The organism is Pseudomonas schmalbachii, from assembly GCF_017589465.1.
Taxonomy (GTDB): Bacteria; Pseudomonadota; Gammaproteobacteria; order Pseudomonadales; family Pseudomonadaceae; genus Pseudomonas; species Pseudomonas schmalbachii.
In genome coordinates, this window is sequence record NZ_JAELYA010000008.1 from 187,038 (window position 1) to 210,492 (window position 23,455).

A 23,455-nucleotide genomic window follows, 5' to 3' on the forward strand; every position below is an offset into this window, starting at 1 on the left:
CGGCGTACCAGCACTGTACAACGCGGGCATGGGGATTTTCACATTTCGGCGGCGACTGTCCGAGCAATCAGCGCTTGGTAGGGAAGCTCGCAATCAGTAAATCAGCGGGGGGAAACCGTTCTATTCGTCCCTCCTCGATACCATCCCACGCCCATTGCCATAGTGCGGTGCTGCGCAGAAAGGTATGGAGCAATTCAGCAGAGATCTTGCTTTCGTCGACGCCAAGTTTGTAACTAGGCTGCATGGCATAGCACACGTCCAGCCCCATGCGACCACTGAGCAACTGGTTCATGATTTTCACCCGCTGGGCCCAAGACAAGCACTGCTGTCTACGTTTCGAGTCCTGATAAACCATCAAATTCAAATGAAGAGAGGCGTGAACATAGTCCTCTCCGGCCATAGTTATCTTCAAGTGCGACGGAGTGCCTAAGGGCAAAATGTGCTCAATGATCCAATCAATTAACTGTTGCGCGACATTGCGGGACGCCAACTCGATAGAAATCATGAACAGTACATTGTTTATGGACTTCGCAGCACTTAACGCAAATGCAGGTTGGTTTAGCTTTTTGGCTTCGAGCAAAAGAACAATTAGTGCGGTCAGCGCGTCTAAGCTTGCGCGGCGTTCCAGCTTGTCCAGCAGAAGCTGGTTGCTGGAAGCACGAACTGAATAAGTTGAGCAACCTAAATGCTCAACCTGAAATAAGATGGCCAGGGTGTCCGGGCTTAAGCTGCGAAGGACCGCGCTGAAGTCCAAGGGGGTGTCGGCGTTGAACTCTGACATCACCGTCCATAGCGGATGGTTCAAGTCATAGGTAGAGCCCGGGGCGAGCTGCTCGACCCTCTCCAGCGTCGCAGCCCTGGGGGTAAACAGGTGTTTTTCGTAGCTAGACCATTTGCTGCGGTAGTGACGAATGGTCCCATTGCTGTTCCTCTTGAATGAATCCCCCTCGAAATGAAGTTCCAGCCCATAAGCAGACTGTATGCCCGTGCGTTGCTTCAAGCCCGAGTACCAAAATTCGACCCTCAGACACTCCAGCCAAGGGCGATTTTCTGTCTCATCGGAATCGTTTTTTGATCGCAGTCTCTTTGCGAAATCCAGGTAGCACTCAATAAGCCGTTCATAATCAGTCATTTAGGTGCCGACTCGAAAAGCCTGTACCGTAATAACGGTAGTGTTCCTACGGCTGGTAGGCAAGGCGCCCCTTCATTACCATGAACTGCGACCAGATGGGACAAACAGCAAGATGGAAGAGCGCACCGAAGTAGACATCCTCGCTACAGAGCTGGAGGTCGACCTGAAAGATCGGTATGGCCTGATGGTGAGCAGTGCTGCGCTCTGGCGAGAACTTGGCTACGCCTCCTACGAAGCTTTTCGCAAGGCGAAGCAACGGGGGAGGATTGAGGTGCCGCTGTTTGATGTCCCGAACCGTAGAGGGTCATTTGCCCTGTCGAAAGAAGTCGCAACCTGGATAGCTCGGCAGCGCTGTGCTGCGGCTACCGACAAAACGATGTAGCACGTTCCCAAAACTCATTTTGAGGAAGCGCTCATGAAACCGTCCTAGCACGACAGGTGGATTAGGGACGCAAAAAAGCCCAGGGGTGGAGCCCTAGGCTTTTTTTGGTGTTCGGCAATTTGCTACTTGCGCGTCATCATTCTGTGTCCCTCCGCGACCGGCGTCAAGCTGGTCAGCCCCCGTTCATCTACAAAATTCACGCGGCGCGTTCTGTGAGGTGCACGTATGCCCACAGCGCGGGAGGCGGCATGAAATTACCAATCGAGACGCAGCGCGAGGTGTTGCGCCTTGCGAGCGATCCGACGCTATCCAACAGGGCTATCGCCCGGCTGGCGAAGATCTCTCACAACTCGGTGCGCAACATTCGCGATCGCCTGCTCATGAGCGGCGAGTGCTGGGAGAACCTCAAAGACCTCAACAACGATGCTTTGGACGCGCGCCTCGGACTGTACCGGAGCGTACCAAAAGGGAGGAAGAACAGGCCCCAGTGGCCGGAAGTCCATGAGCAACTCAAACTGCCGGATGTGACGCTTGAGCTGCTCTGGCAAGAGTATCGACTGGGTGAACCCGAGGGATTGTCTTACCCCCAGTACACCCGTATCTATCGGGAGTGGGTCAAACGGCAGAAGCTAAGCATGCGCCAAGTGCATGCACCCGGTGACAAGTGCTTTGTCGATTTCTGCGGCCGGACCATGCCGATCACCAATCCCGTCACAGGCGAGGTGTCCTATGCCCAGATCTTTGTCGCCACGATGGGGTGCTCTGGCTACCTTTTCGCGACGGCCGTCCCCAGCCAGACCGTTTCAGATTGGCTGACAGCGCACATACGCGCCCTGGAATTTTTTGGAGGGGTACCGCGTTACGTGGTGCCGGACAATCTCAAGGCGGCAGTGATTAAAACGACACGTGAGCAGGTCGTGCTCAACAGAGCGTATGCCGAGTTCTCAGAGCACTATGAGTTTCAGATCTTCCCCGCCCGACCTAACAAACCCAAAGACAAGTCTCTGGGAGAAATTGGTGTCCAGATTGTTCAGCGTTATGTCTTGGCCAGGCTTAGGTCCATGACATTCTTCTCTATAGATGAGCTCAACAACAAAATTGAGTACTGGATAACAGAGCTGAATAAGCGGGTCACCAAAACCTACCCGGTGAGCAGGCAGGTCCGTTTTTATGAGTCAGACCTGCTTGCGATGCAGGTATTGCCCGAGCGCCGCTACAGTTACTCCCAGTGGGTTTACCAAGTGCGAGCAGGCAGTGATTACCATGTCATATATGGGCAGCATGCTTATTCGGTCCCATATCACTATGCCAACTTGCTTGTCGACCTACGGGTGCAAGGTGAGTGGCTAGAGATCCTTCACCAACGGAAAGTCATCAGCACTCACAGGATCAAAGATGAGCGCGGGACCAGTACCTTGAGTGAGCATCTTTCACCCAGCCACGCCTATGCCCTAGATACTCAGCCCGAAATGCTGATTGCCTGGGCTGAGACGGTGGGGCCGCAAACGCTGATCTTCGTTAGGAACAACCTGCAGCTGCGCCGAGACTTCGCCTCGGGAAGGAAAGCGGTTATCGGAATCAGGCGCGACGTACGCAAGGGCGAGATCACAGTGTCGCGCTTGGAGTCGGCGTGCACCTATGCAAATGAGCTCAACATTTTGAGCTCTGAACGTCTGCGGTCAATTATCCGCAACCAATCCGATTTGCGTCCAATTACTCGAAAGCCAGCACCCGTGATTGAGCATGACAACATTCGCGGTGCTCAATATTACGCCACTCAAGGAGAAGAACTGCCATGAAAACGATCGCTAACACAGCTGAAAGTTTGAGCAGTCTCGGGCTTTGCGGGATGGCCGAGGCCTATGAGCGCCAGCTGGAAGACCCGGCATTGCTCAGCCAGCCCTTCGAAACTCGCCTCGGACTGATGATGGATGCCGAGAAAAGCGAGCGCGAGACCAGGAAAATCGAGCGTCTACTAAAGGCTGCCAAACTGCGGGAGACACAGGCCACTCTGGAAACCATCGAATTCAAAGCATCGAGAGGGCTAGACCGAAACACCATCATGACACTCGGCGAATGCGAGTGGCTCAGACGCCGGCAGAACGTGATCATCACCGGCGCGACCGGTACCGGAAAAACCTGGCTCGCATGCGCATTGGGCAATCAAGCGTGCCGCCAAGGTATTCACACGATGTACCGGACCGCGTCCAAGCTGTTTGAGGACATTTCGCTTTCGTACGCCGACCACACGATGCCAAGGCTCCGACGTCAGCTCGTTCGAGTGGAGCTGTTGATCATCGATGATCTGGGCATCGGCGGCATTGACCCTCAGCTTGGGCCGTTCCTGCTGGACGTGATCGACCAGCAATCCCAAAACGGGTCACTGCTGATCACCAGTCAATACCCGAAGGAAAAGTGGTACGAGCTTTTTGGTGACCCGACGATTGCAGACGCCATCCTGGACCGCATTCTCTACAAGACTCACCCGATCACATTGAAGGGTGAATCGATGCGCCGGTCGAGGAGCAGGACGCGATCGTAGGCCAGGTGGTCAAGTCGAATGCAACTGGTCAAGTCGAACGCAACTGGTCAAGTGGAATGCAACCGACTGAACCACCTCGGAAAATAGACCACTGAGCTCTGGGATAGCCCAACAGATACCTGCAGCCACACTTCAAAATGCCGGGGGCCCATCTTCAACGCCGGTGAAGGTGATGTCCCTCGGCTCGCTCTCGTGCTGCCACCCAAAGTGGTACTGCACCCATTGGTACTCACCCTCTTGGCGATCGGCCACGAGCAATAGTGTCCATCCAGCAGTGAGCAGCAGGTTCGCGTTCACCTCGCTGCGGGTGCTGATGAGTCTTTTCGTTTTCTCGATGCCCACGTGATGTTCCTCAAGCGAAGAGCTCCGGCGCCTTGCCGGTAGGCCCCGAATCGCCCTGAAGAATAGCTTGCCGCGTACCGGTTATTCCAAAGCCCTGCCGAGCTCAGGCGCACCTGGTGGCGCTGAACGCAAACGACTGGTCAAGTCGAATGCAATTGGGTGGTCAAGTCGAATGCAAACACCAGGTCAGCTTTGGTGAGACTCACTGGTCAAGTGCGGCGCAATTTCCCATCCTGGTGAATTTCGCATGTCGGCATGGGTTCGTATCGCAGTCGCTGAGACCATCGTCTTGGGGGGAAATGTTCGGCTATCCAGGCCTGGAAGATCCGGTTGGCACCTATGGAGATAGTGTCAGATCGGACGAGTACGGAAAGGAAAAAACCGATACTCCCGATTGGGTGCTGGATTTGTGTCGGCAGATCCGGGCAAGTGAACCTGTCGAGCTATCGCCAGAGACTGAGGGTCCTGAAGCACTTGAAGTGCTCATCAGAGAGTGGGTTGCCTACCTGGTAGGTGGATCGTCCGTATACGGTCACGATATTGGGCGCAGTAGCATCGCCCGGTACACCCGACTGCTCGGGGAAGCGTTGGCGTCGCAATTGGGTGGCCAGAGTGTTTTCCAGATGGAGCCCGATGCACTGGAGAGTGTCTACGAGACGGTCCTCGATGCCCAGATAACCGATGGCAAGCGCCGCACCTTGGCCAAGGCGATTCATGAGTTCCACGCATTTCTGGGGCGTCGCTTTCACTATCCACCGATCAGCCCTTACTCGGTTCTGGGCATTGGCCGGGATGTGGCTAGCGTTGATGCCCGGATCCTATCCGAGGACCAATATCAGGCCGTTTTGCGCGCCTTGGACACCAGCGGGCTGGAATTTCGGACCCCGCGTCTGGTCACGGCTGCCAAGCTGTTCTTGATCTTGGGATTCCGGCTGGGGCTGCGGCGCAATGAGGCCTTGAAGCTGCGGCTCAGTGATCTACATCTGCCCGAATTATCAAGTGAAGCCAGCGAACGTATTCGCAGGCGTCACCCGGAGATGCGGATTCTCTCCAACCAGGAGCTGGCAGGGTTGGATCTGCCGGTCGACCTGCTTGTACGGCCACATGCACAGCGCGGTCTGAAAACCCAGAACTCGGTTCGGCGGTTACCGCTCCGCCTGTTGTTGGCACCCGATGAACTCGAACTGTTGATGGGTTGGTACCAGCAACGGCAAGTAGAAGAAAGCCGGGCGCCTTCATCGGAGTTTCTATTCTGCATCCCGGAGCTGAGAACTCAGTGGGTCAGCGAAAGCACCTTATTACCAGCACTTCATGCCTGCATGCGCGCAGTCACAGGTTCCGAGGTTATTCACTACCATCACCTGCGGCATTCCTGCGCCACCTGGCAGATGCTCAAACTGATGGGAACCATTACCGACTCATCGGCGGAGTTGATATTCCGTGATCTGCCCCTGACCACTCGATGGCTCAGCGACAATGCCAGGCAGCGTGAAGCACTTATATCTACCCACGGTGGCCCCACGCGGCGTATCGTCCATATCGTCAGTGCTCTGCTCGGTCACGGTAGCCCCAAAACCTCACTGCTGCACTACATCCACAGCCTGCCTCTGGTAATGGCCCAGGCCTGGCAGTGGAACCCCAGGGCCTGGCTTTTCAGCGCGCATAACGTCGCGTCGATTGCCAAGGTCAGCCTGCCTACGATGGATTCCGGTTCCGTCGGCGGTCCAGAACATCTGTTGCGGATCATTGGCCGGATCAAGTCGCTCAAGAGAAAAAGACGGCCTCGACGGGCTGCGGTTTGTTTCGCCGTTCAGCAGGTCGAAAATAACTGGGCGATCGAGCGTATTCGCCGGATCGAGTCGATGCTGGCATACGCATCGTATGCCGAGAGTAGTGGTCGGCAGATCAATCTGGAGTGGCTGGAGTTCGCGACAGAAGAGCGGAGCATGATGCTGGATCGAGCTCAGTATATCCGCGGCCTGACGCAGAGATCTCAACCGGAGGCTGGGGGCAAGCACAGGCTGCGAGCCTCTCTGCAGGCTGAGACGCCATCGCTCATACCAATGCCTCCTCGACATGGTGGAAGAGATGCCGTAGTAGGGTATGCAGGACGTCTCTACGAGTTGCTGGAGGGAGCGGAGAGCGAGCGTGCCAGTCGAGCGATAGACGATTTCGTCGAACGCTGTCGGGCAACGGAAACGACGCTGCGTTTTTACCGTGATTGCGACGAGGAGCATGCACGGGACTACCTGTGGCTGCTCACAGCCATCGGCGCTCCCGCCCAATCCATCGAGTTGATTATCTACGACACACGAAAGCCCAGAGCCGCCAAGTCACATTGGCGTCAGCAGCTCGGGAATATTCGTCGGCCGATTAGCCAGCATGCGCCCGAAAATCCGGATGCCGAAAATACCCATCTTGGAATTCGGGCCACGCTGGCGCTGGAGGAGGGGCGGCAGCAGAACCGACATTCGGGGGCAGCGCTGCGCTACCTATTCCTGATGGCCTCCATCGACTGGCATTTCCGGACATGAATGGGGCCGGAGGGCTGTTCAGCCCTCCGGATCATTCTGGATTTCCAAGAGATCCTCTACCTGGCAGTTCAGGTACCGGCAGATGGTCTCCAGGTCCTTCAACTCGACCCTCTGCGCGGTCTCGTGATAGAGCCGCGTCAGGGTTCCCCGGTTGATTCCTGTCTCCCGCACTACGTCACTGATCTTCAGCTTCCGCTCCCCCAGTAGGCGGGACAAATGGCACTTAACCATCCTTCTCTCCTGGAAAAATGATCTCCTGGGGATCATTTTGATCTTGTATTGTTCAAAAAAGACGTTATTTTGATCTGCAGGAGATCATTATGTGGCTTCAGAAGCCCATAAGACTCCTCTGCCGCTCAATCTAGCAGAGAGGACATTGCAATGTCTCAAACCTATCTAACAACCGAAGAGCTTGCCACGCGCATGAAGTACGACGTGCGCACTATCCGTAATCGACTGAAGGATTCGGTGCTGCTCGAAGGCATCCATTACTTCCGCCCCTTCGGCGGTCGTAAGATCCTGTTCATCTGGGAAGCTATCGAAGAGGACATGCAGAAGTACTCCCGTACCTCCGGCCTGGTGCCGATGGTTGGTGGAGGCATCTGTCATGGGTAAGATTCGCGCCCGCTCGGACAATCAGAAGTTGTTCTTCGACTTCACCTATCTGGACAAGCGCTGTCGTGAGCAGACGATGCTGCCCGACACGCCGGCCAACCGTAGAAAGCTGGAGAAAATCCTCGAGCGCATCGAGGCCGAAATCACTCTTGGGGTCTTTGATTACGCAACTTACTTCCCGCAGAGCAGCAAGGTGGCGGAGTTCAATCGGCTGCAGGCTGGCTGTGCCCAGTTGAGGACACCGCTGTTCAAGGACTTCGCCGAGCGCTGGTTCGACGAAAAGCGGGTGGAGTGGCGCGACACGCACACAAAGACGGTGCGCCTCACACTCGACAAACACCTGCTACCTGAATTCGGCAAGAAAGAGGTCAGCGCCATCACCAAGGCAGAAATCCTGTCCTTCCGCTCGGCACTCGGCAAAGTTCCCGGGCTGAAGGGACAGGCTCTGTCAGCGACGCGAATCAACCACATCATGACGCCATTGCGCATGATCCTTAGTGAGGCAGCTGACCGGTTCGAGTTTACTTCACCGTACCTCAACATCAAATCGCTGAAGGTCCCCAAGACCGATGTGGAACCCTTCACTCTGGAAGAGGTGCTGCAGATCCTTGGGGCAGTACGTGAAGACTTCCGCAATTACTACACGGTGCGCTTCTTTACCGGCATGCGCACTGCAGAAATCGATGGCCTGCAGTGGAAATACGTCGATTTCCAACGCCGGCAGATTCTGATCCGCGAAAGCTGGGTCGGCGGCAAGCTTGATTACACGAAGAGTGACGGCTCGCAGCGCGAGATCGACATGTCGGGGCCGGTTTACCAGGCCCTGCTCGATCAGCAGCAGAAGACCGGTGCCGGGCAGTTCGTCTTCTGCAGTCGGGAGGAGACGCCATTTGCGTACCGCAACATCAACAACCGGGTCTGGTATCCGTTGCTTCGCCACCTGGGGCTACGCCGACGGCGCCCCTATCAGACCCGCCATACCGCAGCGACCCTGTGGCTGGCCGCGGGTGAAAACCCGGAATGGATCGCCAGGCAGATGGGACATACGACTACAGAGATGCTGTTCCGAGTCTACTCGCGTTATGTCCCCAACCTGACCCGGCGCGACGGCAGCGCCTTCGACAACCTTATTCAAGCCAATCTCAAGGCTTGAGGAGTGGCGACATGAAATTGATCAAGCGCAGCAACGTCACTTTCCTGCACCCATCGATGGAGGCTCGTGAGCACCAGTACCTAAAGCACTTGGCCTCGGCCATGAGCCACTATCTGGAACACCCTCGCGGAACCGAGTTGGTCTGCGTTCTCGGCTCTGGATTCGAGAAGGACAACCGTCAGGCGCTCGACACCTGGGTTGCTTACCATCGCAACGAGGTTTTCGAAAAGCGCCTGGAGGGCCGCAGCCCATTGGATTTCCTGATCGAAAAACTGGAAGACCTGATCAACAACTGAACCGACGAAGGGGCCAATAGGCCCCTTCTACTTATGGGCCTCAAACCGATAGAGGAGATGTGCCTGCTCATGGCCAGTGCTCAATCGCCGGGTGTGAAGCAGCATCCCGTTCGCTCGCGCGGCACGGCTTGGGCACAGAATTGGCACAGCCCGAAAAGCGGCCGAAAAATGACGCTGAGGGCAGTAGTCACTACAGGCAGGCGGCTGATGCAGGGAGGGATCTTGGAAGAGAGCCGACACATGAGCTGAATCGGCCAAGACTCTATAGGAATGTCTTTTAAATCAAGGAGATATGGCGCACCAGGCGGGATTCGAACCCACGACCCCCGCCTTCGGAGGGCGGTACTCTATCCAGCTGAGCTACTGGTGCGTAAATTTTGCAGCGGCCTATTTGACCACTAGCTTCCGAGCTTCTCAACCCGATGATCACTGCCTTCGGAGGGCAGTACTCTATCCAGCTGAGCTACGGATGCGTATGCCGCGGCTGGCGCGGCAGGGCGCAATCATACGCATCTGTGCGGCGTGCGTCCATGCCAGCCATGTTCGTTCGCGATATCGAACGAACGTACCGTTTTCTTCGGCGAGTGTTCAGTAAATACCGGGTAACTCAATACTTTCGTTGGATTTTTCGAACGAGCTATTGCCCTTTGATTTACATGGCCCTAGGATGCGTTTGACATTTCAAACGCCCCCGGCCGTGCCTCCTTCTATACGTTGTATTGGCCCCTTTTCAATGTGGGGCGCGTGGGCTCCGTGGGTGAGTCTGGTCGGAATGTCGTGGCGCTGGCGTCCAGCCGGCGAATAATTCCTTGTCATGGCTCCCGACACGGGAATCCGGAACAGGCATCGGCGACAGGCAGCTATTCTCTTCGCGCCCGCGCGTTGCAGGCACGATGTTTCGGCCCGGTGATCGTCGCGCGGCGAAACATATGGCTGCGTTCCGGACTCGAAGTCCGGTGAGCGGTGCGAGATGGCGGTTGGGCCGGGCGCCCGCCGAATCCCGAATAACAAGGCAGGCGGGGTAGTCGAGGTAGCCCCGCTGCCAGTGGCATTCCTCGAAGGAGACAGGTTTATGCAACTCAAAGATGCCAAGCTGTTCCGTCAACAAGCCTATATCGACGGCTCCTGGGTGGATGCCGATGGCGGCCAGTCCATCAAGGTGAACAACCCGGCGACCGGCGAAATCATCGGCAGCGTGCCGAAGATGGGCGCAGCAGAAACCCGTCGTGCCATCGAGGCTGCCGAAAAGGCCCTGCCGGCCTGGCGTGCGCTGACCGCCAAGGAGCGCGCCAACAAGCTGCGCCGCTGGTTCGAGCTGATGATCGAGAACCAGGACGACCTGGCCCGCCTGATGACCACCGAGCAGGGCAAGCCGCTGGCCGAAGCCAAGGGCGAGATCGTCTACGCCGCCTCCTTCATCGAGTGGTTCGCCGAAGAAGCCAAGCGCATCTATGGCGACACCATTCCGGGTCACCAGCCGGACAAGCGCCTGATCGTGATCAAGCAGCCGATCGGCGTGACCGCGGCCATCACCCCGTGGAACTTCCCGTCCGCGATGATCACCCGTAAAGCTGGCCCGGCCTTGGCCGCCGGCTGCACCATGGTGCTCAAGCCCGCTTCGCAGACTCCGTATTCCGCCCTGGCCCTGGCCGAACTGGCCGAGCGCGCCGGCATTCCGAAAGGCGTGTTCAGTGTGGTTACCGGCAGCGCCGGCGAAGTCGGTGGCGAGCTGACCGGCAACCCGATCGTGCGCAAGCTGACTTTCACCGGTTCGACCGAAATCGGCCGCCAACTGATGGCCGAGTGCGCCAAGGACATCAAGAAGGTGTCTCTGGAACTGGGCGGCAACGCGCCGTTCATCGTCTTCGATGACGCCGACCTGGATGCCGCCGTCGAAGGCGCGCTGATCTCCAAGTACCGCAACAACGGCCAGACCTGCGTCTGCGCCAACCGCCTGTACATCCAGGACGGTGTCTACGACGCCTTCGTCGAGAAGCTGAAAGTGGCCGTCGCCAAGCTGAAGATCGGTAACGGTCTGGAAGAGGGCATCACCACCGGTCCGCTGATCGACGAGAAGGCCGTGGCCAAGGTCCAGGAGCACATCGCCGACGCCGTCAGCAAGGGCGCCAAGGTCGTCACCGGTGGCAAGCCGCACAGCCTGGGCGGCACCTTCTTCGAGCCGACCGTGCTGGTCGACGTGCCGAAGAACGCCGCCGTCGCCAAGGAAGAAACCTTCGGCCCGCTGGCGCCGCTGTTCCGCTTCAAGGACGAGGCCGATGTGATTGCCATGGCCAACGACACCGAGTTCGGCCTGGCTTCCTACTTCTATGCCCGCGACCTGGGTCGCGTGTTCCGCGTGGCCGAGGCGCTGGAGTACGGCATGGTGGGCATCAACACCGGCCTGATCTCCAACGAAGTGGCGCCGTTCGGCGGCATCAAGGCCTCGGGCCTGGGCCGCGAAGGTTCGAAGTACGGCATCGAGGATTACCTCGAAGTGAAGTACCTCTGCCTCGGCGGTATCTGATGTAACGCTGCCGGGCCTCGCGCCCGGCAGATGGTTTTCCGTGGGTTGGCGGATGGCAGGCAAGAGCTGATAGCCATCCGCTGCCGGCGTTTTCCGGTGGTGGCACCGGTACAAACCACCCGGCGGGCCGCAAGAGCCGCGACAGTCGATCATCGTATGCTGTCCTGTGCGTCTTCTCCCCCGTCTTCATCCTTGAACCTGGTCGACCGATGAGCGGCCAACTGAGGACACCATGAGCAAAAACGAATCCCTGCTGCAACGCCGTAACGCTGCCGTCGCCCGCGGCGTCAGCCAGATCCACCCGATCGTCGCCGAGCGCGCCGAAAACGCTACCGTATGGGACGTTGACGGCCGCGAGTACATCGACTTCGCGGGCGGCATTGCAGTACTGAACACCGGCCACCTGCACCCGAAAGTGGTCGCCGCCGTTCAGGAACAGCTGACCAAGCTGACCCACACCTGCTTCCAGGTGCTGGCCTACGAGCCGTACATCGAGCTGTGCGAAGAGATCGCCAAGCGCGTTCCGGGCAACTTCCCGAAGAAGACCCTGCTGGTCACCTCCGGCTCCGAAGCCGTCGAGAACGCCGTGAAGATCGCCCGTGCCGCTACTGGCCGCGCCGGCGTGATCGCCTTCACCGGCGCCTACCACGGCCGCACCATGATGACCCTGGGCCTGACCGGCAAGGTCGTTCCGTACTCCGCCGGCATGGGCCTGATGCCGGGCGGCATCTTCCGCGCCCTGGCTCCGTGCGAGCTGCATGGCGTCAGCGAAGACGATTCCATCGCCAGCATCGAGCGCATCTTCAAGAACGATGCCCAGCCGCGTGACATCGCTGCCATCATCATCGAGCCGGTTCAGGGCGAGGGTGGCTTCTACGTCAACTCCAAGCCTTTCATGCAGCGTCTGCGCGCCCTGTGCGACGAGCACGGCATCCTGCTGATCTGCGACGAAGTACAGACCGGCGCCGGCCGTACCGGCACCTTCTTCGCCACCGAGCAGCTGGGCATCGTTCCGGACCTGACCACCTTCGCCAAGTCTGTCGGCGGCGGCTTCCCGATCTCCGGCGTATGCGGCAAGGCCGAGATCATGGACAGCGTCGCTCCGGGCGGCCTGGGCGGCACCTATGCCGGCAGCCCGATCGCCTGCGCCGCGGCCCTGGCCGTGATGAAGGTGTTCGATGAAGAGAAGCTGCTGGAACGTTCGCAAGCCGTTGGCGAGCGCCTGAAGACCGGCCTGCGCGCCATCCAGGCCAAGCACAAGGTTATCGGCGACGTCCGTGGCCTGGGTTCGATGGTCGCCATCGAGCTGTTCGAAGGCGGCGACGAAAGCAAGCCGGCTGCCGAGCTGGTCAGCAAGATCGTCGTGCGTGCGCGCGAGAAGGGCCTGATCCTGCTCTCCTGCGGCACCTACTACAACGTCATCCGCTTCCTGATGCCCGTCACCATTCCTGACGCGCAGCTGGAGAAAGGGATCGCGATCGTGGCCGAGTGCTTCGACGAACTGGCGTAAGCCGGCGAGCCGTGAAAAAGACCCGCGCAAGCGGGTCTTTTTTTGCTTGCGATTCATGGGGCGCCGGAGTTCGTCAGTCCGCTGGCGTCAGAAAAGAATGCCCCGCACCGCTCTGGAATGGGGCATTCCGCTCGGCTATGGTTAGCGGCTTCGACAAGGATTCCCATGACTGAATTGATTCCGGCGCCCGCCGTACTGGTCGCCGCCGCCGATTCCTGGAGCCGTGAGCTGCTCGGGCAATTGGTGCTGAATGTCCGTTGCGATGCCGATGTGCAGTACGTTGGCGATGGCCCGCAGGCTATCGAGGCGTTGCGCCAACAACCCTTCGCCCTGGCGCTGGTGGAGCAGGAGTTGCCTCTCGCCGACGGCCTGGACGTGCTGCGTGCGGCGCGGCAGATGCGCCGCGGCGAGGCGTTCATCCTGATCAGCTCGCGAGCGGACGCGGCAAGTGTACGCGCGGCGCTCCCACTGGCCCCGACCGCCTACCTGATCAAGCCCTTCAATGCCGAGAACCTGCGCCAGCGCCTGCAGAAACTGCTGCTGGTCCCCGGGCAGGAAGTGGTCTGCGATCTGCCGTCGATGAATCCGCAAACCAGCCTGCAGGACTTCCTGCGCACGGCGCGCGACTCGACCGATGGGGCGCCGCTGATGGACGGAGTGGAGCTGGCGGCGCGGCGGTGCCTGAATGCCGAGGAATGCGTCCTGGCTGATCTGGAGAATGAGTTCGGGCGCGATCCGCAGATCACCGCCTGCCTGATCGCGGCGGCCAACAGCGCGGCACAGCATGTCGGCATGTCCTGCCAGACCCTGGCCCAGGCACTTGCCCGGCTGGGCCTGACCCAGGCGCTCAATCTGGCGCTGGGGGTGAGCCTGCAGCGTGCGGCGCAGCTCGACGAGCCGTTGCTGAAGCAGTCCGCCGAACAGTTCTGGGATTTGTCGCAGCGTTGCGCCGACTCCGCCCAGACATTGGCGCTGGCATTGGGCGCGGATGCCCCGCGCTGCTACACCGCCGGTTTGTTGCACTGCCTGGGCGAGCTGGCGCTGCTGCGCAGCCTGCAGGACTGGTGCAACGGCGGCGGCGAGCTGGATGAGGACGAGATCGAGGGCTGTCTGCGCGAGCTGGGCGCCGGCTTCGGCTCCGCCCTGCGTGCCCGCTGGCGCCTGCCGCTGGAGCTGCGCGAGCTGATCGCGGCGGCTTACGGCGTATCCGCCGGAGTGTTTTCCCGCGAAGCGCTGATTCTCAATCTCGCCGCCAGCGCAGTGCGGATGCCGCAGGAGCAGCGGGGTGAGCTGCTGGAGTCGAAGGCGGCGCGGATGCTGGGCTTGAAGTCGGCACAGCGGAGATTGCTGGAAGCTCTGTAGGATGGGTTGAGCGAAGCGATACCCATGCGGTCATGAATGATGGGTATCGCAAGCGCGCTTTTTCGCGGGCAGGCCCACTCCTACGCGGTTTCGTTCAGGAGTAGTGCCGTAGGTTGGTGCTGAACGCAGTGAAGCCCAACACCCGGTCGCGGCGATGTTGGGCTTCGCAGGCTCAGCGCCAACCTACGGTGGGCATCGCAGCCCGTAGGAGTGGGCCATGCCCGCGATCTCTGGTCAGCGCTTACCCAGCAGTTCCTTGCCGCGTGCAACCGCTGCGCGTACCTGCGCCGGGGCGGTGCCGCCGATGTGGTCGCGGGCGTTCACCGAGCCTTCCAGGGTCAGTACGGCGAATACGTCGTCGCCGATCTGATCACTGAACTTGCGCAGTTCGTCGAGGCTCATCTCGGCCAGGTCCTTGCCGGTGTCGACGCCGTATTTCACCGCGTGGCCGACGATCTCGTGGCAGTCGCGGAACGGCAGGCCCTTGCGCACCAGGTAGTCGGCCAGGTCGGTGGCGGTGGAGAAGCCGCGGCGGGCCGCTTCGCGCATGATCTCGCGCTTCGGCTTGATCGCCGGGACCATGTCGGCGAAGGCACGCAGGCTGTCGCGCAGGGTGTCGGCGGCGTCGAACAGCGGTTCCTTGTCTTCCTGGTTGTCCTTGTTGTAGGCCAGCGGCTGGCCTTTCATCAGGGTCAGCAGGCCGGTCAGGTGGCCGAACACGCGGCCGGACTTGCCGCGCACCAGTTCCGGCACGTCCGGGTTCTTCTTCTGCGGCATGATCGAGGAGCCGGTGCAGAAGCGGTCGGGCAGGTCGATGAACTGGAACTGCGCGCTGGTCCACAGCACCAGTTCTTCGGAGAAGCGCGACAGGTGCATCATCGCCAGCGAGGCGGCGGCGCAGAATTCGATGGCGAAGTCACGGTCGGAAACGCCGTCCAGCGAGTTGCCGGAAATCGCCTCGAAGCCCAGCAGTTCGCAGGTGATGGTGCGGTCGATCGGGTAGGTGGTGCCGGCCAGCGCGGCGCTGCCGAGCGGCATGCGGTTGGCGCGCTTGCGGCAGTCGACCAGGCGCTCGTGGTCGCGGCTGAGCATCTCGAACCAGGCCAGCAGGTGATGGCCGAAGGTGACCGGCTGGGCGGTCTGCAGGTGGGTGAAGCCGGGCATGATGGTGTCGGCTTCGCGCTCGGCCTGCTCCAGCAGGCCCTGCTGCAGGCGGGTGATTTCGGCGAGGATGATGTCGATCTCGTCGCGCAGCCACAGACGGATGTCGGTGGCGACCTGGTCGTTGCGCGAACGGCCGGTGTGCAGTTTCTTGCCGGTGATGCCGATGCGGTCGGTCAGGCGCGCTTCGATGTTCATGTGCACGTCTTCCAGGTCGACGCGCCAGTCGAAACTGCCGGCCTCGATCTCGCTCTGGATCTGCTTGAGGCCGTCGATGATGGTGTCGCGCTCGGCGTCGGTCAGTACGCCGACCTTGGCCAGCATGGTGGCGTGGGCGATGGAGCCCATGATGTCATGGCGGTAGAGGCGCTTGTCGAAGTCGACGGAGGCGGTGAAACGGGCGACGAAGGCGTCTACGGGCTCGCTGAAGCGGCCGCCCCAGGACTGGTTGGTCTTCTCTACGCTCATGGATATCTCTCGTGGAAACGGGCAGGCGCGGGCGTGCGGCCTGCGTGACGGGCAAAGTGGAACGATAATAGCAGGCTGAAGGGCAAAACCGGCGTGCGCTTTGGCGGGCGATGGGGCGGTGGAGCCGCGCAGGGTGGCGGGATTCTTGCGCTGGGCGACATTTCTGCGCTGGCGGCGAATCGCCAGCTTGCCGATGGGCGGAACCTTGCGGAAACTGCGTCGATGCCAATCCAGATCAAGACCGGCGGCAGGCCGGCACCCCAGGACGATTTCTTCATCCCCGAACTGTGCCAGCCGGAGTCGCTGTTCAGCCTCGTGCTGCTCGCCGAGCTGTTGGTGCTGGTGCTGGTGCTCGCCGAGCCGATGGTGCCCGGCTTCAACTGGATCCGCCTGGCGCTCGCCTCGCTGTTCGTGCAATGGATCGTGCTGCTGTCCGCCGCGCTGCTCTGCCGCCTGCGGCCGCTGCTGGCGCGCTGGCCGGCGGGCGTCGCCGGGCTGGCCAGTTGCGCCCTGGTGGTGGCGCTGACCCTGGGCTGCACCGCGGTGGCGGACTATTTCGAACTGGGCGGCCCGTTGCCGCGCACCGGCGAGGTCAACCTGTACCTGCGCCACGCGTTGATCGCCCTCATCATGTCGACCCTGCTGCTGCGCTATTTCTACCTGCAGAGCCAGTGGCGCAAGCAGGAACAGGCCGAATTGCGCGCGCGGATCGAGGCGCTGCAGGCGCGCATCCGCCCGCATTTCCTGTTCAACAGCCTGAACAGCATCGCCACTCTGATCGAGCTGGACCCGGTCAAGGCCGAGGCCGCGGTGCTCGATCTGTCCGATCTTTTCCGCGCCAGCCTGGCGAAACCCGGGACTTTAATTTCCTGGGGGGAGGAAGTGGAGTTGGCCAGGCGCTATCTTTCCATGGAGCAGTTTCGCTTTGGCGATCGTTTGCAGATGGAGTGGCAGGTGAGCGGCGTGCCCGACGGCGTGCCGATTCCTCAACTGACCCTGCAGCCGTTGCTGGAGAATTCTCTGATCTACGGCATCCAGCCGCGTATCGAGGGTGGTCTGGTGAAGGTGGAAGCGAGCTACCGTGACGGCGTGTTCCAGCTCTGTGTGAGCAACCCCTACGACGAGGCGAACGAGGCCTTGCCGTCGAAGGGGACAAAGCAGGCGCTGCAGAATATTGCGGCGCGACTTACGGCACTTTTCGGGCCAAAGGCTAGTCTGAGCGTCGAGCGCCGTGACGGGCGGCACTTCACCTGTCTACGCTATCCTTGTGCGCGTCTCATGCAGGAAGCTTGAGCCTATGAATGTCCTGATCGTCGATGACGAACCCCTGGCGCGTGAGCGCCTTGCCCGGCTGGTGGGGCAGATGGACGGATACCGCGTCCTCGAGCCTGCCGCCAGCAATGGCGAAGAAGCGCTGGCGCTGATCGACAGCCTGAAGCCGGATATCGTCCTGCTGGATATCCGCATGCCCGGCCTCGACGGCCTGCAGGTTGCCGCCAAACTGTGCGAGCGTGAAGCCCCGCCGGCAGTGATCTTCTGTACCGCCCATGACGAATTCGCCCTGGAAGCCTTCCAGGTCAGCGCGGTCGGCTACCTGGTCAAGCCGGTGCGCCCCGAAGACCTGGCCGAATCGCTGAAGAAGGCCTCGCGGCCGAACCGCATGCAGCTCGCCGCGCTGACCAAGCCGCCGGCGGCCGGCGGCCCGGGCCCACGCAGCCATATCAGCGCGCGGACCCGCAAGGGCATCGAGCTGATCCCGCTGGAAGAGGTGATCTTCTTCATAGCCGACCACAAGTACGTGACCCTGCGTCACGCCGGCGGCGAGGTGCTGCTGGACGAGCCGTTGAAGGCACTGGAGGACGAATTCGGCGAGCGCTTCGTGCGCATCCACCGCAATGCCCTGGTTTCCCGCGAGCGCATCGAGCGCCTGCAGCGCACCCCGCTCGGGCACTTCCAGTTGTATCTGAAGGGCCTCAATGGCGATGCCCTGACCGTCAGCCGACGGCATGTCGCTGGCGTACGGCGACTCATGCATAACCTGTAGCGACCTCTGGCCTGAAGCCAGGTCGCCGGCTTCAGGCTTAGCGCTCCGCTAGCTGTTATGATGCGTGCAGTCCTTTCTTGCACGGAATCATCATGCCGTCCCGCGAAATCCGAATCGCCACCCGTCAGAGCGCACTGGCACTGTGGCAGGCCGAATACGTCAAGTCCCGTCTGGAACAGGCCCATCCCGGCCTGACCGTCACGCTGCTGCCGATGACCAGCCGCGGCGACAAGCTGCTCGACGCGCCGCTGGCGAAGATCGGCGGCAAGGGCCTGTTCGTCAAGGAACTGGAAACCGCCCTGCTGGAGAACGAAGCGGACATCGCCGTGCACTCCATGAAGGACGTGCCGATGGACTTCCCGGAAGGGCTCGGCCTGTACTGCATCTGCGAGCGCGAAGACCCGCGCGATGCCTTCGTCTCCAACACATACGCCAGCCTCGACGAGCTGCCGGCGGGCAGCGTGGTCGGCACCTCCAGCCTGCGTCGTCAGGCGCAGCTGCTGGCCAGCCGGCCGGACCTGCAGATCCGCTTCCTGCGCGGTAACGTCAACACCCGCCTGGCCAAGCTGGATGCCGGCGATTACGACGCCATCATCCTCGCCGCCGCCGGGCTGATCCGCCTCGGTTTCGAAGCGCGCATCCGCTCCTCGATCAGCGTCGAGGCCAGCCTGCCGGCGGGCGGGCAGGGTGCAGTCGGCATCGAATGCCGCAGCGCCGACACGGAAATCCATGCCCTGCTGGCGCCGCTGCACCACGGCGAAACCGCCCTGCGGGTGACCGCCGAGCGCGCGCTGAACAAGCGCCTGAACGGCGGCTGCCAGGTGCCGATCGCCTGCTACGCCGTACGCGAAGGCGAACAACTGTGGCTGCGCGGACTGGTTGGCCAGCCGGATGGTTCGCTGCTGCTGCGCGCCGAAGCCCGCGCCCCGCTCGCCGAGGCAGAGGCGCTGGGCGTGCGGGTCGCCGAGGATCTGCTGGCCCAGGGCGCGCAGGACATTCTCGCCGCGGTCTATGGCGAGGCCGAACAGCCGTGAGGCAATGGCGGCTGCTGCTGACGCGTCCACAGGAAGAGTGCGAGGCGCTGGCGGCGACCCTGTCCGAGCAGGGCATCCATAGCGCCAGCCTGCCGCTGCTGGCGATCGAAGCGCTGGACGAAACCCCCGCCCAGCGCAGCCTGATGCTCGATCTCGATCGCTACTGCGCGGTCATCGTGGTCAGCAAGCCCGCCGCCCGCCTCGGCCTGGACCGGCTCGACCGCTACTGGCCGCAACCGCCGCTGCAGCAGACCTGGTTCACCGTCGGCGGCGCCACGGCGGCTATCCTCCAGGATTACGGATTGAACGTGCATTGCCCGGCCCAGGGCGATGACAGCGAGGCATTGCTGGAATTGCCCGAACTCGCCCAGGCCCTGCAGGTCCACAATCCGCGCGTGCTGATCATGCGCGGCGAGGGCGGACGGGAGTTGCTGGCCGAGCGTCTACGCGAGCAGGGCGTGGCAGTGGACTATCTGGAACTTTATCGCCGACAGTTGCCGGGCTACCCAGCCGGCGAACTGCTGCGGCGAATCCGCGCGGAAGACCTGAACGCCCTGGCCATCAGCAGCGGGCAGGGCTTCGAACATCTGCGCCAACTGGCGGCGGAGGACTGGCCGCAGGTGGCGGAGTTGCCGCTGTTCGTGCCCAGCCCGCGGGTTGCCGGGCAGGCGCGGGAAGCCGGCGCGCAAAGGGTGATCGACTGTCGCGGCGCGAACGCCGCGGCGTTGCTGGCGGCGTTGCGAGAGGCTGCCGAGAACAATTACTGAGCGAAGGACGGATCTGTGAGCGAAGCAGTGATTCCCCAAGACACCCCCGAACCCACACCCGCACCTCCTGCTCCACCGCGTCCCGGCAAGGCTGCCGGCGCCCTGGCGCTGCTGGCCCTGCTGGTCGGCGCCGCCGGCCTGGCGGCAGGTGGCTGGGGAATCTGGCAGGTCCAGCAACTGCAGGCGCGCGACCAGCAGCGCACGAGCCAGTTGGACGAGGCCCGCGGCCAGGCCCAGAGCCTGCTGCAGCGCGAGCAGGCGCTGTCGGCGCGGATCGATGCGTTGCCGTCCGCCGATGAGCTGGAAACCCGTCGCCGTCTGGTGGTGGAACTGCAGGGCGATCAGCAGCACCTCGCCCAGCAGATCAAGCAGGTACTCGGCCAGGGTCGTCAGCAGTGGCGGTTGGCCGAGGCCGAACATCTGCTGCGCCTGGCCGCGCTGCGTCTGTCCGCCCTGCAGGATATCGACAGCGCCACCGAACTGGTGCAGGGCGCGGACGACATCCTGCGCCTGCAGAACGATCCGGGCGCCTTCGCCGCCCGCGCCGCATTGACCAAGAGCCTGGAGGCGCTGCGCAGCCTGCCGCGCCCCGACCGCACCGGGCTGTTCCTGCAGATCGCCGCGCTGCGCGAGCAGGCCGCGCAACTGCAACCGCTCAGCCCGGCGTTCAAATCCGAGGAGGGCGGCCAGGCATCGAACGTCGCCTGGGGCGATGGCAGCAGTACCTGGGACCAATGGTGGGAGCGGATCTCCCGCTTCGTGCGCATCGATTTCAATGCCGGGCAGGACATCCGTCCGCTGCTTTCCGGCCAGCAACTGACCCGCGTCCGCCTGGCTGTCAGTCTGTCCCTGGAGCAGGCGCAATGGGCCGCGCTGAACGGCAAGCAGGAGGTCTACCAGGGTGCGCTGAAACAGGCCCGGCAGATCGTCGGCGACTTCTTCAACGTCGAACTGGCCGACAGCCGTGCGCTGGCCATGCGTCTCGACGAACTGGCGACCCAGCCGGTCAGCGTGCAGACGCCTGACCTCGGTCCGGCGCTGAGCGCCCTGCAGGCCTACCTGGCCCGGCGCGATTCCGCCGCCGCGCAGCAGGAACAACTGCAGCCGCAGGAACAGCCGGCTGCGCCCGCCGCAACGGAAACGGAGAGCCATCCATGAGCCGGGTCTACCTGCTGATCCTGGCGATCGTCCTGACGGCGACACTGGTCGGCCTGGCCATCGCCGAGCAGGCCGGCTACGTGCTGATCGCCTACAAGAGCTTCCGTTACGAATCCAGCCTGTGGACCTTCCTTGCCCTGCTGGCGCTGCTCTGGCTGGCCTATCTGGTGGTGCGCCTGGTGCTGCGGCTGCTCGGCGTGTCCGGGCGGGTGGTCAACCCCTGGTCGCGCTTCAACCGCCGCCGCCGCGCGCAGATGGCCGAGGAACAAGGCCAGCGCGATTTCGCCGAAGGCCACTGGGCGCAGGCGCTGCGACACCTGCGCCGCGCCGCCGAGCTGAGCGACCGTCCGCTGGCGCATTACCTGGGCGCTGCCCGCGCGGCCAACGAACTCGGCCGTACGGAGGAGTGCGACGAGTTGCTTGCGCGTGCGCTGCAGCGCGAGCCGGGCGCCGAAGTAGCGGTCGGCCTGACCCGTGCGCAACTGCAGATCAACCGCGGCGAATTCACCCAGGCGCGGGAGGTGCTGAACCAGTTGCACGAGCAGCATCCGAAGCATCCGACCGTCCTGCGTCTGCTCCAGCAACTGTACGTGAGCCTGCGCGACTGGCCGGCGCTGTGCGTGCTGTTGCCGGAGTTGCGCAAGGAGCGGGCGCTGAAGAATACCGAGCTGAGCGATCTCGAACGCCGCGTGTGGGCGGCCTCTCTGGAAGAGGCCGGCGAGCAGGGGCTGGGGCAGGGCGAGAGCACCCTGCAGCCGCTGACCCAGCGCTGGCAGAACGTGCCGTCCAACCTGCGTGGCAAGCCGTTGCTGGTGGCGACCTATGCGCAGCAACTGCTGCGTCTGGGCGCTCCGGAAGAGGCCGAGGAAGTCCTGCGCCAGGCGCTCAAGCAGGAATACGACGCCGGCCTGGTGCACCTGTACGGCCAGGCGCGCGGACGCGATCCGGCGCACCAGTTGCAGACCGCCGAGGCCTGGCTGAAGGCGCGTCCCGACGATGCGCAACTGCTGCTCGCCCTCGGCCGCCTGAGCCGGCACAACAAGCTGTGGGGCAAGGCGCGGGAATACCTGGAGGCCAGCCTGCGCAGCCAGCGCAGCGCGGAAACCTGCGCGGAACTGGCGCGCCTGCTGGCGCACCTGGGCGAGGTTGAGCGCAGCAACCAGTTGTTCCAGGAAGGACTGGGGCTGATCGCCGCACCGGTTGCCACGCTGCCGAGGGTGCCGGAGAAGGTATCGGCCACGTAGGTTGGCGCTGAGCTTGCGAAGCCCAACGGAGCAACGGCTTGGCTGATGTTGGGCTTCACTGCGTTCAGCGCCAACCCACGGTAGTTCACTTGCCGGTGTAGCTGATCCGGTAGATCGCACCGGCGCGGTCGTCGCTCACCAGCAGCGAGCCGTCCGGTGCGACCAGTACGTCGGCCGGGCGGCCGCTGACCTTGCCGTTGCTGTCCAGCCAGCCTTCGGCGAACACGCTCTGGCGCTTCAGCGAACCGTCGTCGTTGAGCTCGATGCGCGCGACGCGGTAGCCGATCTTCTCGCTGCGATTCCATGAGCCATGCTCGGCGATGAACAGGTTGTTGCGGTATTCGGCCGGGAACTGCTCGCCAGTGTAGAAGCGCACGCCGAGAGCGGCGACATGTGGGCCGAGCTTGGCCACCGGTGGGGTGAAGGCGGAGCAGGGTTTCGCGGCGAATTCCGGATCGGCAACGTCTCCTGCGTGGCAGTCCGGATAGCCGAAGTCCTCGCCGATGCGTGTTACCCGGTTCAGTTCGTCGTCGGGCAGGTTGTCGCCGAGCATGTCGCGGCCGTTGTCGGTGAACCAGAGTTCCTGCGTCTGCGGATGCCAGGTGAAGCCGACCGTGTTGCGCACGCCATAGGCCACCACCTCGCGGCCGCTGCCATCGACGTTCATGCGCTGCAGATTGGCGTAGTTGTCGCGTTCGGGGCGGCAGATGTTGCACGGCGCGCCGACCGGCACATAGAGCTTGCCGTCCGGACCGAAGGCGATGAACTTCCAGCCATGGTGGGTTTCCCGGGGGAACTCCGCCGGCAGTCTTTCGGGTTTCGGCGGCTCGTCCAGATGCGACTCGATGTCGCGCAGGACGACGATCCTGCTGATCGCCGACACATACAGATCGCCGTCGCGGAAGGCGACGCCGACCGGCATCTGCAGGTCATCGGCGATCACTCGCACGCGGCTGCCATCGGCCGACAGCGCATACACCTCTCCCGACTTGCTGCCAACGAACAATGTGCCCCGCGCGCCCCAGGCCATGCCCCGTGCGTTCGGCACCTGGTTGCTGAAGACCTCGATGCGGAAGCCATCCGGCAGCCTGATGTTCTCCAGCGGAACGGCGCCATGTGCCGTGCTGGCAAAAGCGGACAGCAGTGCGATGATGAAGCGATGCATGGTCGAAACCTCCGGATGGGTG

21 protein-coding genes and 1 tRNA gene are annotated in these 23,455 nt (G+C 62.1%); 16 read left to right on the top strand and 6 right to left on the bottom strand.

Annotated features, from left to right (window positions below):
- Positions 1-67: 67 nt before the first annotated feature.
- Positions 68-1,132, bottom strand: a complete 1,065-nt coding sequence (locus JFY56_RS19790) for a hypothetical protein (protein WP_208315760.1) — start codon at positions 1,130-1,132, stop codon at positions 68-70.
- A gap of 112 nt (positions 1,133-1,244) precedes the next feature.
- On the opposite strand from JFY56_RS19790, the gene JFY56_RS19795 reads away from it, so the two are divergent.
- The 3 genes from JFY56_RS19795 (at position 1,245) to istB (ending at position 4,056) form a co-directional block, all read left to right on the top strand.
- Positions 1,245-1,514: a hypothetical protein gene (locus JFY56_RS19795; protein WP_208315761.1), complete on the top strand. Its 270-nt coding sequence runs from the start codon at positions 1,245-1,247 to the stop codon at positions 1,512-1,514.
- A gap of 248 nt (positions 1,515-1,762) precedes the next feature.
- Positions 1,763-3,313, top strand: coding sequence for an IS21 family transposase (gene istA, locus JFY56_RS19800; protein WP_208315762.1), 1,551 nt, complete (start codon positions 1,763-1,765; stop codon positions 3,311-3,313).
- Positions 3,310-4,056: an IS21-like element helper ATPase IstB gene (gene istB, locus JFY56_RS19805; RefSeq protein WP_208315763.1), complete on the top strand. Its 747-nt coding sequence runs from the start codon at positions 3,310-3,312 to the stop codon at positions 4,054-4,056. The genes istA and istB overlap by 4 nt, the downstream gene beginning before the upstream one ends.
- A gap of 132 nt (positions 4,057-4,188) precedes the next feature.
- Here the strand turns inward: istB and JFY56_RS19810 are convergent, their stop codons facing one another.
- Positions 4,189-4,398, bottom strand: coding sequence for a hypothetical protein (locus JFY56_RS19810; RefSeq protein ID WP_208315764.1), 210 nt, complete (start codon positions 4,396-4,398; stop codon positions 4,189-4,191).
- Between the two features lie 116 nt (positions 4,399-4,514).
- Here JFY56_RS19810 and JFY56_RS19815 point away from each other — a divergent pair, with 116 nt between their 5' ends.
- Positions 4,515-6,932 (top strand): tyrosine-type recombinase/integrase, encoded by a 2,418-nt coding sequence (locus JFY56_RS19815; RefSeq protein WP_328824939.1) that lies wholly within the window; start codon positions 4,515-4,517, stop codon positions 6,930-6,932.
- 18 nt (positions 6,933-6,950) lie between these two features.
- On the opposite strand, the gene JFY56_RS19820 is transcribed toward JFY56_RS19815, so the two are convergent.
- Complete coding sequence (locus JFY56_RS19820; protein ID WP_425335603.1) at positions 6,951-7,199, bottom strand: helix-turn-helix domain-containing protein; 249 nt, start codon at positions 7,197-7,199, stop codon at positions 6,951-6,953.
- Positions 7,200-7,313: 114 nt separating this feature from the next.
- Between JFY56_RS19820 and JFY56_RS19825 the strand changes: the two genes are divergently transcribed.
- From JFY56_RS19825 to JFY56_RS19835, 3 genes are read left to right on the top strand one after another with little or no spacing between them, the layout of a single operon-like run.
- Positions 7,314-7,547: a hypothetical protein gene (locus tag JFY56_RS19825; protein WP_208315765.1), complete on the top strand. Its 234-nt coding sequence runs from the start codon at positions 7,314-7,316 to the stop codon at positions 7,545-7,547.
- The gene (locus JFY56_RS19830) at positions 7,540-8,700 is read left to right on the top strand and encodes an Arm DNA-binding domain-containing protein (protein WP_208315766.1); all 1,161 of its coding nucleotides are present in this window, start codon (positions 7,540-7,542) and stop codon (positions 8,698-8,700) included. Before JFY56_RS19825 ends, JFY56_RS19830 begins: the two co-directional genes overlap by 8 nt.
- 11 nt (positions 8,701-8,711) lie before the next feature.
- Positions 8,712-8,996 carry a hypothetical protein gene (locus JFY56_RS19835; protein ID WP_208315767.1) on the top strand — a complete coding sequence of 95 codons (285 nt, stop codon included), beginning with the start codon at positions 8,712-8,714 and terminating at the stop codon, positions 8,994-8,996.
- Positions 8,997-9,289: 293 nt separating this feature from the next.
- On the opposite strand, the gene JFY56_RS19840 is transcribed toward JFY56_RS19835, so the two are convergent.
- Positions 9,290-9,366: transfer RNA gene (locus JFY56_RS19840), tRNA-Arg, on the bottom strand.
- Positions 9,367-10,068: 702 nt separating this feature from the next.
- On the opposite strand from JFY56_RS19840, the gene gabD reads away from it, so the two are divergent.
- From gabD to JFY56_RS19855, 3 genes are all read left to right on the top strand, one after another.
- Complete coding sequence (gabD, locus tag JFY56_RS19845; RefSeq protein ID WP_208315768.1) at positions 10,069-11,520, top strand: NADP-dependent succinate-semialdehyde dehydrogenase; 1,452 nt, start codon at positions 10,069-10,071, stop codon at positions 11,518-11,520.
- Between the two features lie 232 nt (positions 11,521-11,752).
- A complete protein-coding gene (gene gabT / locus JFY56_RS19850; protein ID WP_208315769.1) occupies positions 11,753-13,030 on the top strand; it encodes a 4-aminobutyrate--2-oxoglutarate transaminase in 1,278 nt (425 codons plus the stop codon).
- 165 nt (positions 13,031-13,195) lie between these two features.
- On the top strand, positions 13,196-14,392 hold the full coding sequence (locus tag JFY56_RS19855) for an HDOD domain-containing protein (RefSeq protein ID WP_208315770.1): 1,197 nt from the start codon (positions 13,196-13,198) through the stop codon (positions 14,390-14,392).
- Positions 14,393-14,626: 234 nt separating this feature from the next.
- On the opposite strand, the gene argH is transcribed toward JFY56_RS19855, so the two are convergent.
- The gene (gene argH / locus JFY56_RS19860) at positions 14,627-16,021 is read right to left on the bottom strand and encodes an argininosuccinate lyase (RefSeq protein ID WP_208315771.1); all 1,395 of its coding nucleotides are present in this window, start codon (positions 16,019-16,021) and stop codon (positions 14,627-14,629) included.
- 222 nt (positions 16,022-16,243) lie between these two features.
- On the opposite strand from argH, the gene JFY56_RS19865 reads away from it, so the two are divergent.
- The 6 genes from JFY56_RS19865 to JFY56_RS19890 all read left to right on the top strand — a co-directional run bounded on the left by JFY56_RS19865 (position 16,244) and on the right by JFY56_RS19890 (position 22,268).
- Positions 16,244-17,314, top strand: a complete 1,071-nt coding sequence (locus tag JFY56_RS19865) for a sensor histidine kinase (RefSeq protein ID WP_208315772.1) — start codon at positions 16,244-16,246, stop codon at positions 17,312-17,314.
- Between the two features lie 4 nt (positions 17,315-17,318).
- Positions 17,319-18,065, top strand: a complete 747-nt coding sequence (algR, locus tag JFY56_RS19870) for an alginate biosynthesis regulator AlgR (RefSeq protein WP_208315773.1) — start codon at positions 17,319-17,321, stop codon at positions 18,063-18,065.
- 92 nt (positions 18,066-18,157) lie between these two features.
- A complete protein-coding gene (hemC, locus tag JFY56_RS19875; protein WP_208315774.1) occupies positions 18,158-19,099 on the top strand; it encodes a hydroxymethylbilane synthase in 942 nt (313 codons plus the stop codon).
- The gene (locus JFY56_RS19880; RefSeq protein WP_208315775.1) at positions 19,096-19,866 is read left to right on the top strand and encodes a uroporphyrinogen-III synthase; all 771 of its coding nucleotides are present in this window, start codon (positions 19,096-19,098) and stop codon (positions 19,864-19,866) included. The genes hemC and JFY56_RS19880 overlap by 4 nt, the downstream gene beginning before the upstream one ends.
- Positions 19,867-19,881: 15 nt before the next feature.
- Complete coding sequence (locus tag JFY56_RS19885) at positions 19,882-21,024, top strand: uroporphyrinogen-III C-methyltransferase (RefSeq protein WP_208315776.1); 1,143 nt, start codon at positions 19,882-19,884, stop codon at positions 21,022-21,024.
- On the top strand, positions 21,021-22,268 hold the full coding sequence (locus tag JFY56_RS19890) for a heme biosynthesis HemY N-terminal domain-containing protein (protein WP_208315777.1): 1,248 nt from the start codon (positions 21,021-21,023) through the stop codon (positions 22,266-22,268). Before JFY56_RS19885 ends, JFY56_RS19890 begins: the two co-directional genes overlap by 4 nt.
- Before the next feature lie 85 nt (positions 22,269-22,353).
- On the opposite strand, the gene JFY56_RS19895 is transcribed toward JFY56_RS19890, so the two are convergent.
- The gene (locus tag JFY56_RS19895) at positions 22,354-23,433 is read right to left on the bottom strand and encodes a PQQ-dependent sugar dehydrogenase (RefSeq protein WP_208315778.1); all 1,080 of its coding nucleotides are present in this window, start codon (positions 23,431-23,433) and stop codon (positions 22,354-22,356) included.
- Positions 23,434-23,455 lie beyond the last annotated feature (22 nt).

What these genes read in the sequence shown, in the direction of transcription:
- JFY56_RS19795 (WP_208315761.1), top strand. Translation starts at nt 1,245, where the DNA reads ATGGAAGAGCGCACCGAAGTAGACATCCTCGCTACAGAGCTGGAGGTC.
- istB (WP_208315763.1), top strand. Translation starts at nt 3,310, where the DNA reads ATGAAAACGATCGCTAACACAGCTGAAAGTTTGAGCAGTCTCGGGCTT.
- argH (WP_208315771.1), bottom strand. Translation starts at nt 16,021, where the DNA reads ATGAGCGTAGAGAAGACCAACCAGTCCTGGGGCGGCCGCTTCAGCGAG.
- istA (WP_208315762.1), top strand. Translation starts at nt 1,763, where the DNA reads ATGAAATTACCAATCGAGACGCAGCGCGAGGTGTTGCGCCTTGCGAGC.
- JFY56_RS19895 (WP_208315778.1), bottom strand. Translation starts at nt 23,433, where the DNA reads ATGCATCGCTTCATCATCGCACTGCTGTCCGCTTTTGCCAGCACGGCA.
- JFY56_RS19790 (WP_208315760.1), bottom strand. Translation starts at nt 1,132, where the DNA reads ATGACTGATTATGAACGGCTTATTGAGTGCTACCTGGATTTCGCAAAG.
- JFY56_RS19890 (WP_208315777.1), top strand. Translation starts at nt 21,021, where the DNA reads ATGAGCCGGGTCTACCTGCTGATCCTGGCGATCGTCCTGACGGCGACA.
- JFY56_RS19855 (WP_208315770.1), top strand. Translation starts at nt 13,196, where the DNA reads ATGACTGAATTGATTCCGGCGCCCGCCGTACTGGTCGCCGCCGCCGAT.
- JFY56_RS19825 (WP_208315765.1), top strand. Translation starts at nt 7,314, where the DNA reads ATGTCTCAAACCTATCTAACAACCGAAGAGCTTGCCACGCGCATGAAG.
- JFY56_RS19830 (WP_208315766.1), top strand. Translation starts at nt 7,540, where the DNA reads ATGGGTAAGATTCGCGCCCGCTCGGACAATCAGAAGTTGTTCTTCGAC.
- gabT (WP_208315769.1), top strand. Translation starts at nt 11,753, where the DNA reads ATGAGCAAAAACGAATCCCTGCTGCAACGCCGTAACGCTGCCGTCGCC.
- gabD (WP_208315768.1), top strand. Translation starts at nt 10,069, where the DNA reads ATGCAACTCAAAGATGCCAAGCTGTTCCGTCAACAAGCCTATATCGAC.
- algR (WP_208315773.1), top strand. Translation starts at nt 17,319, where the DNA reads ATGAATGTCCTGATCGTCGATGACGAACCCCTGGCGCGTGAGCGCCTT.
- JFY56_RS19865 (WP_208315772.1), top strand. Translation starts at nt 16,244, where the DNA reads ATGCCAATCCAGATCAAGACCGGCGGCAGGCCGGCACCCCAGGACGAT.
- JFY56_RS19820 (WP_425335603.1), bottom strand. Translation starts at nt 7,199, where the DNA reads ATGATCCCCAGGAGATCATTTTTCCAGGAGAGAAGGATGGTTAAGTGC.
- hemC (WP_208315774.1), top strand. Translation starts at nt 18,158, where the DNA reads ATGCCGTCCCGCGAAATCCGAATCGCCACCCGTCAGAGCGCACTGGCA.
- JFY56_RS19835 (WP_208315767.1), top strand. Translation starts at nt 8,712, where the DNA reads ATGAAATTGATCAAGCGCAGCAACGTCACTTTCCTGCACCCATCGATG.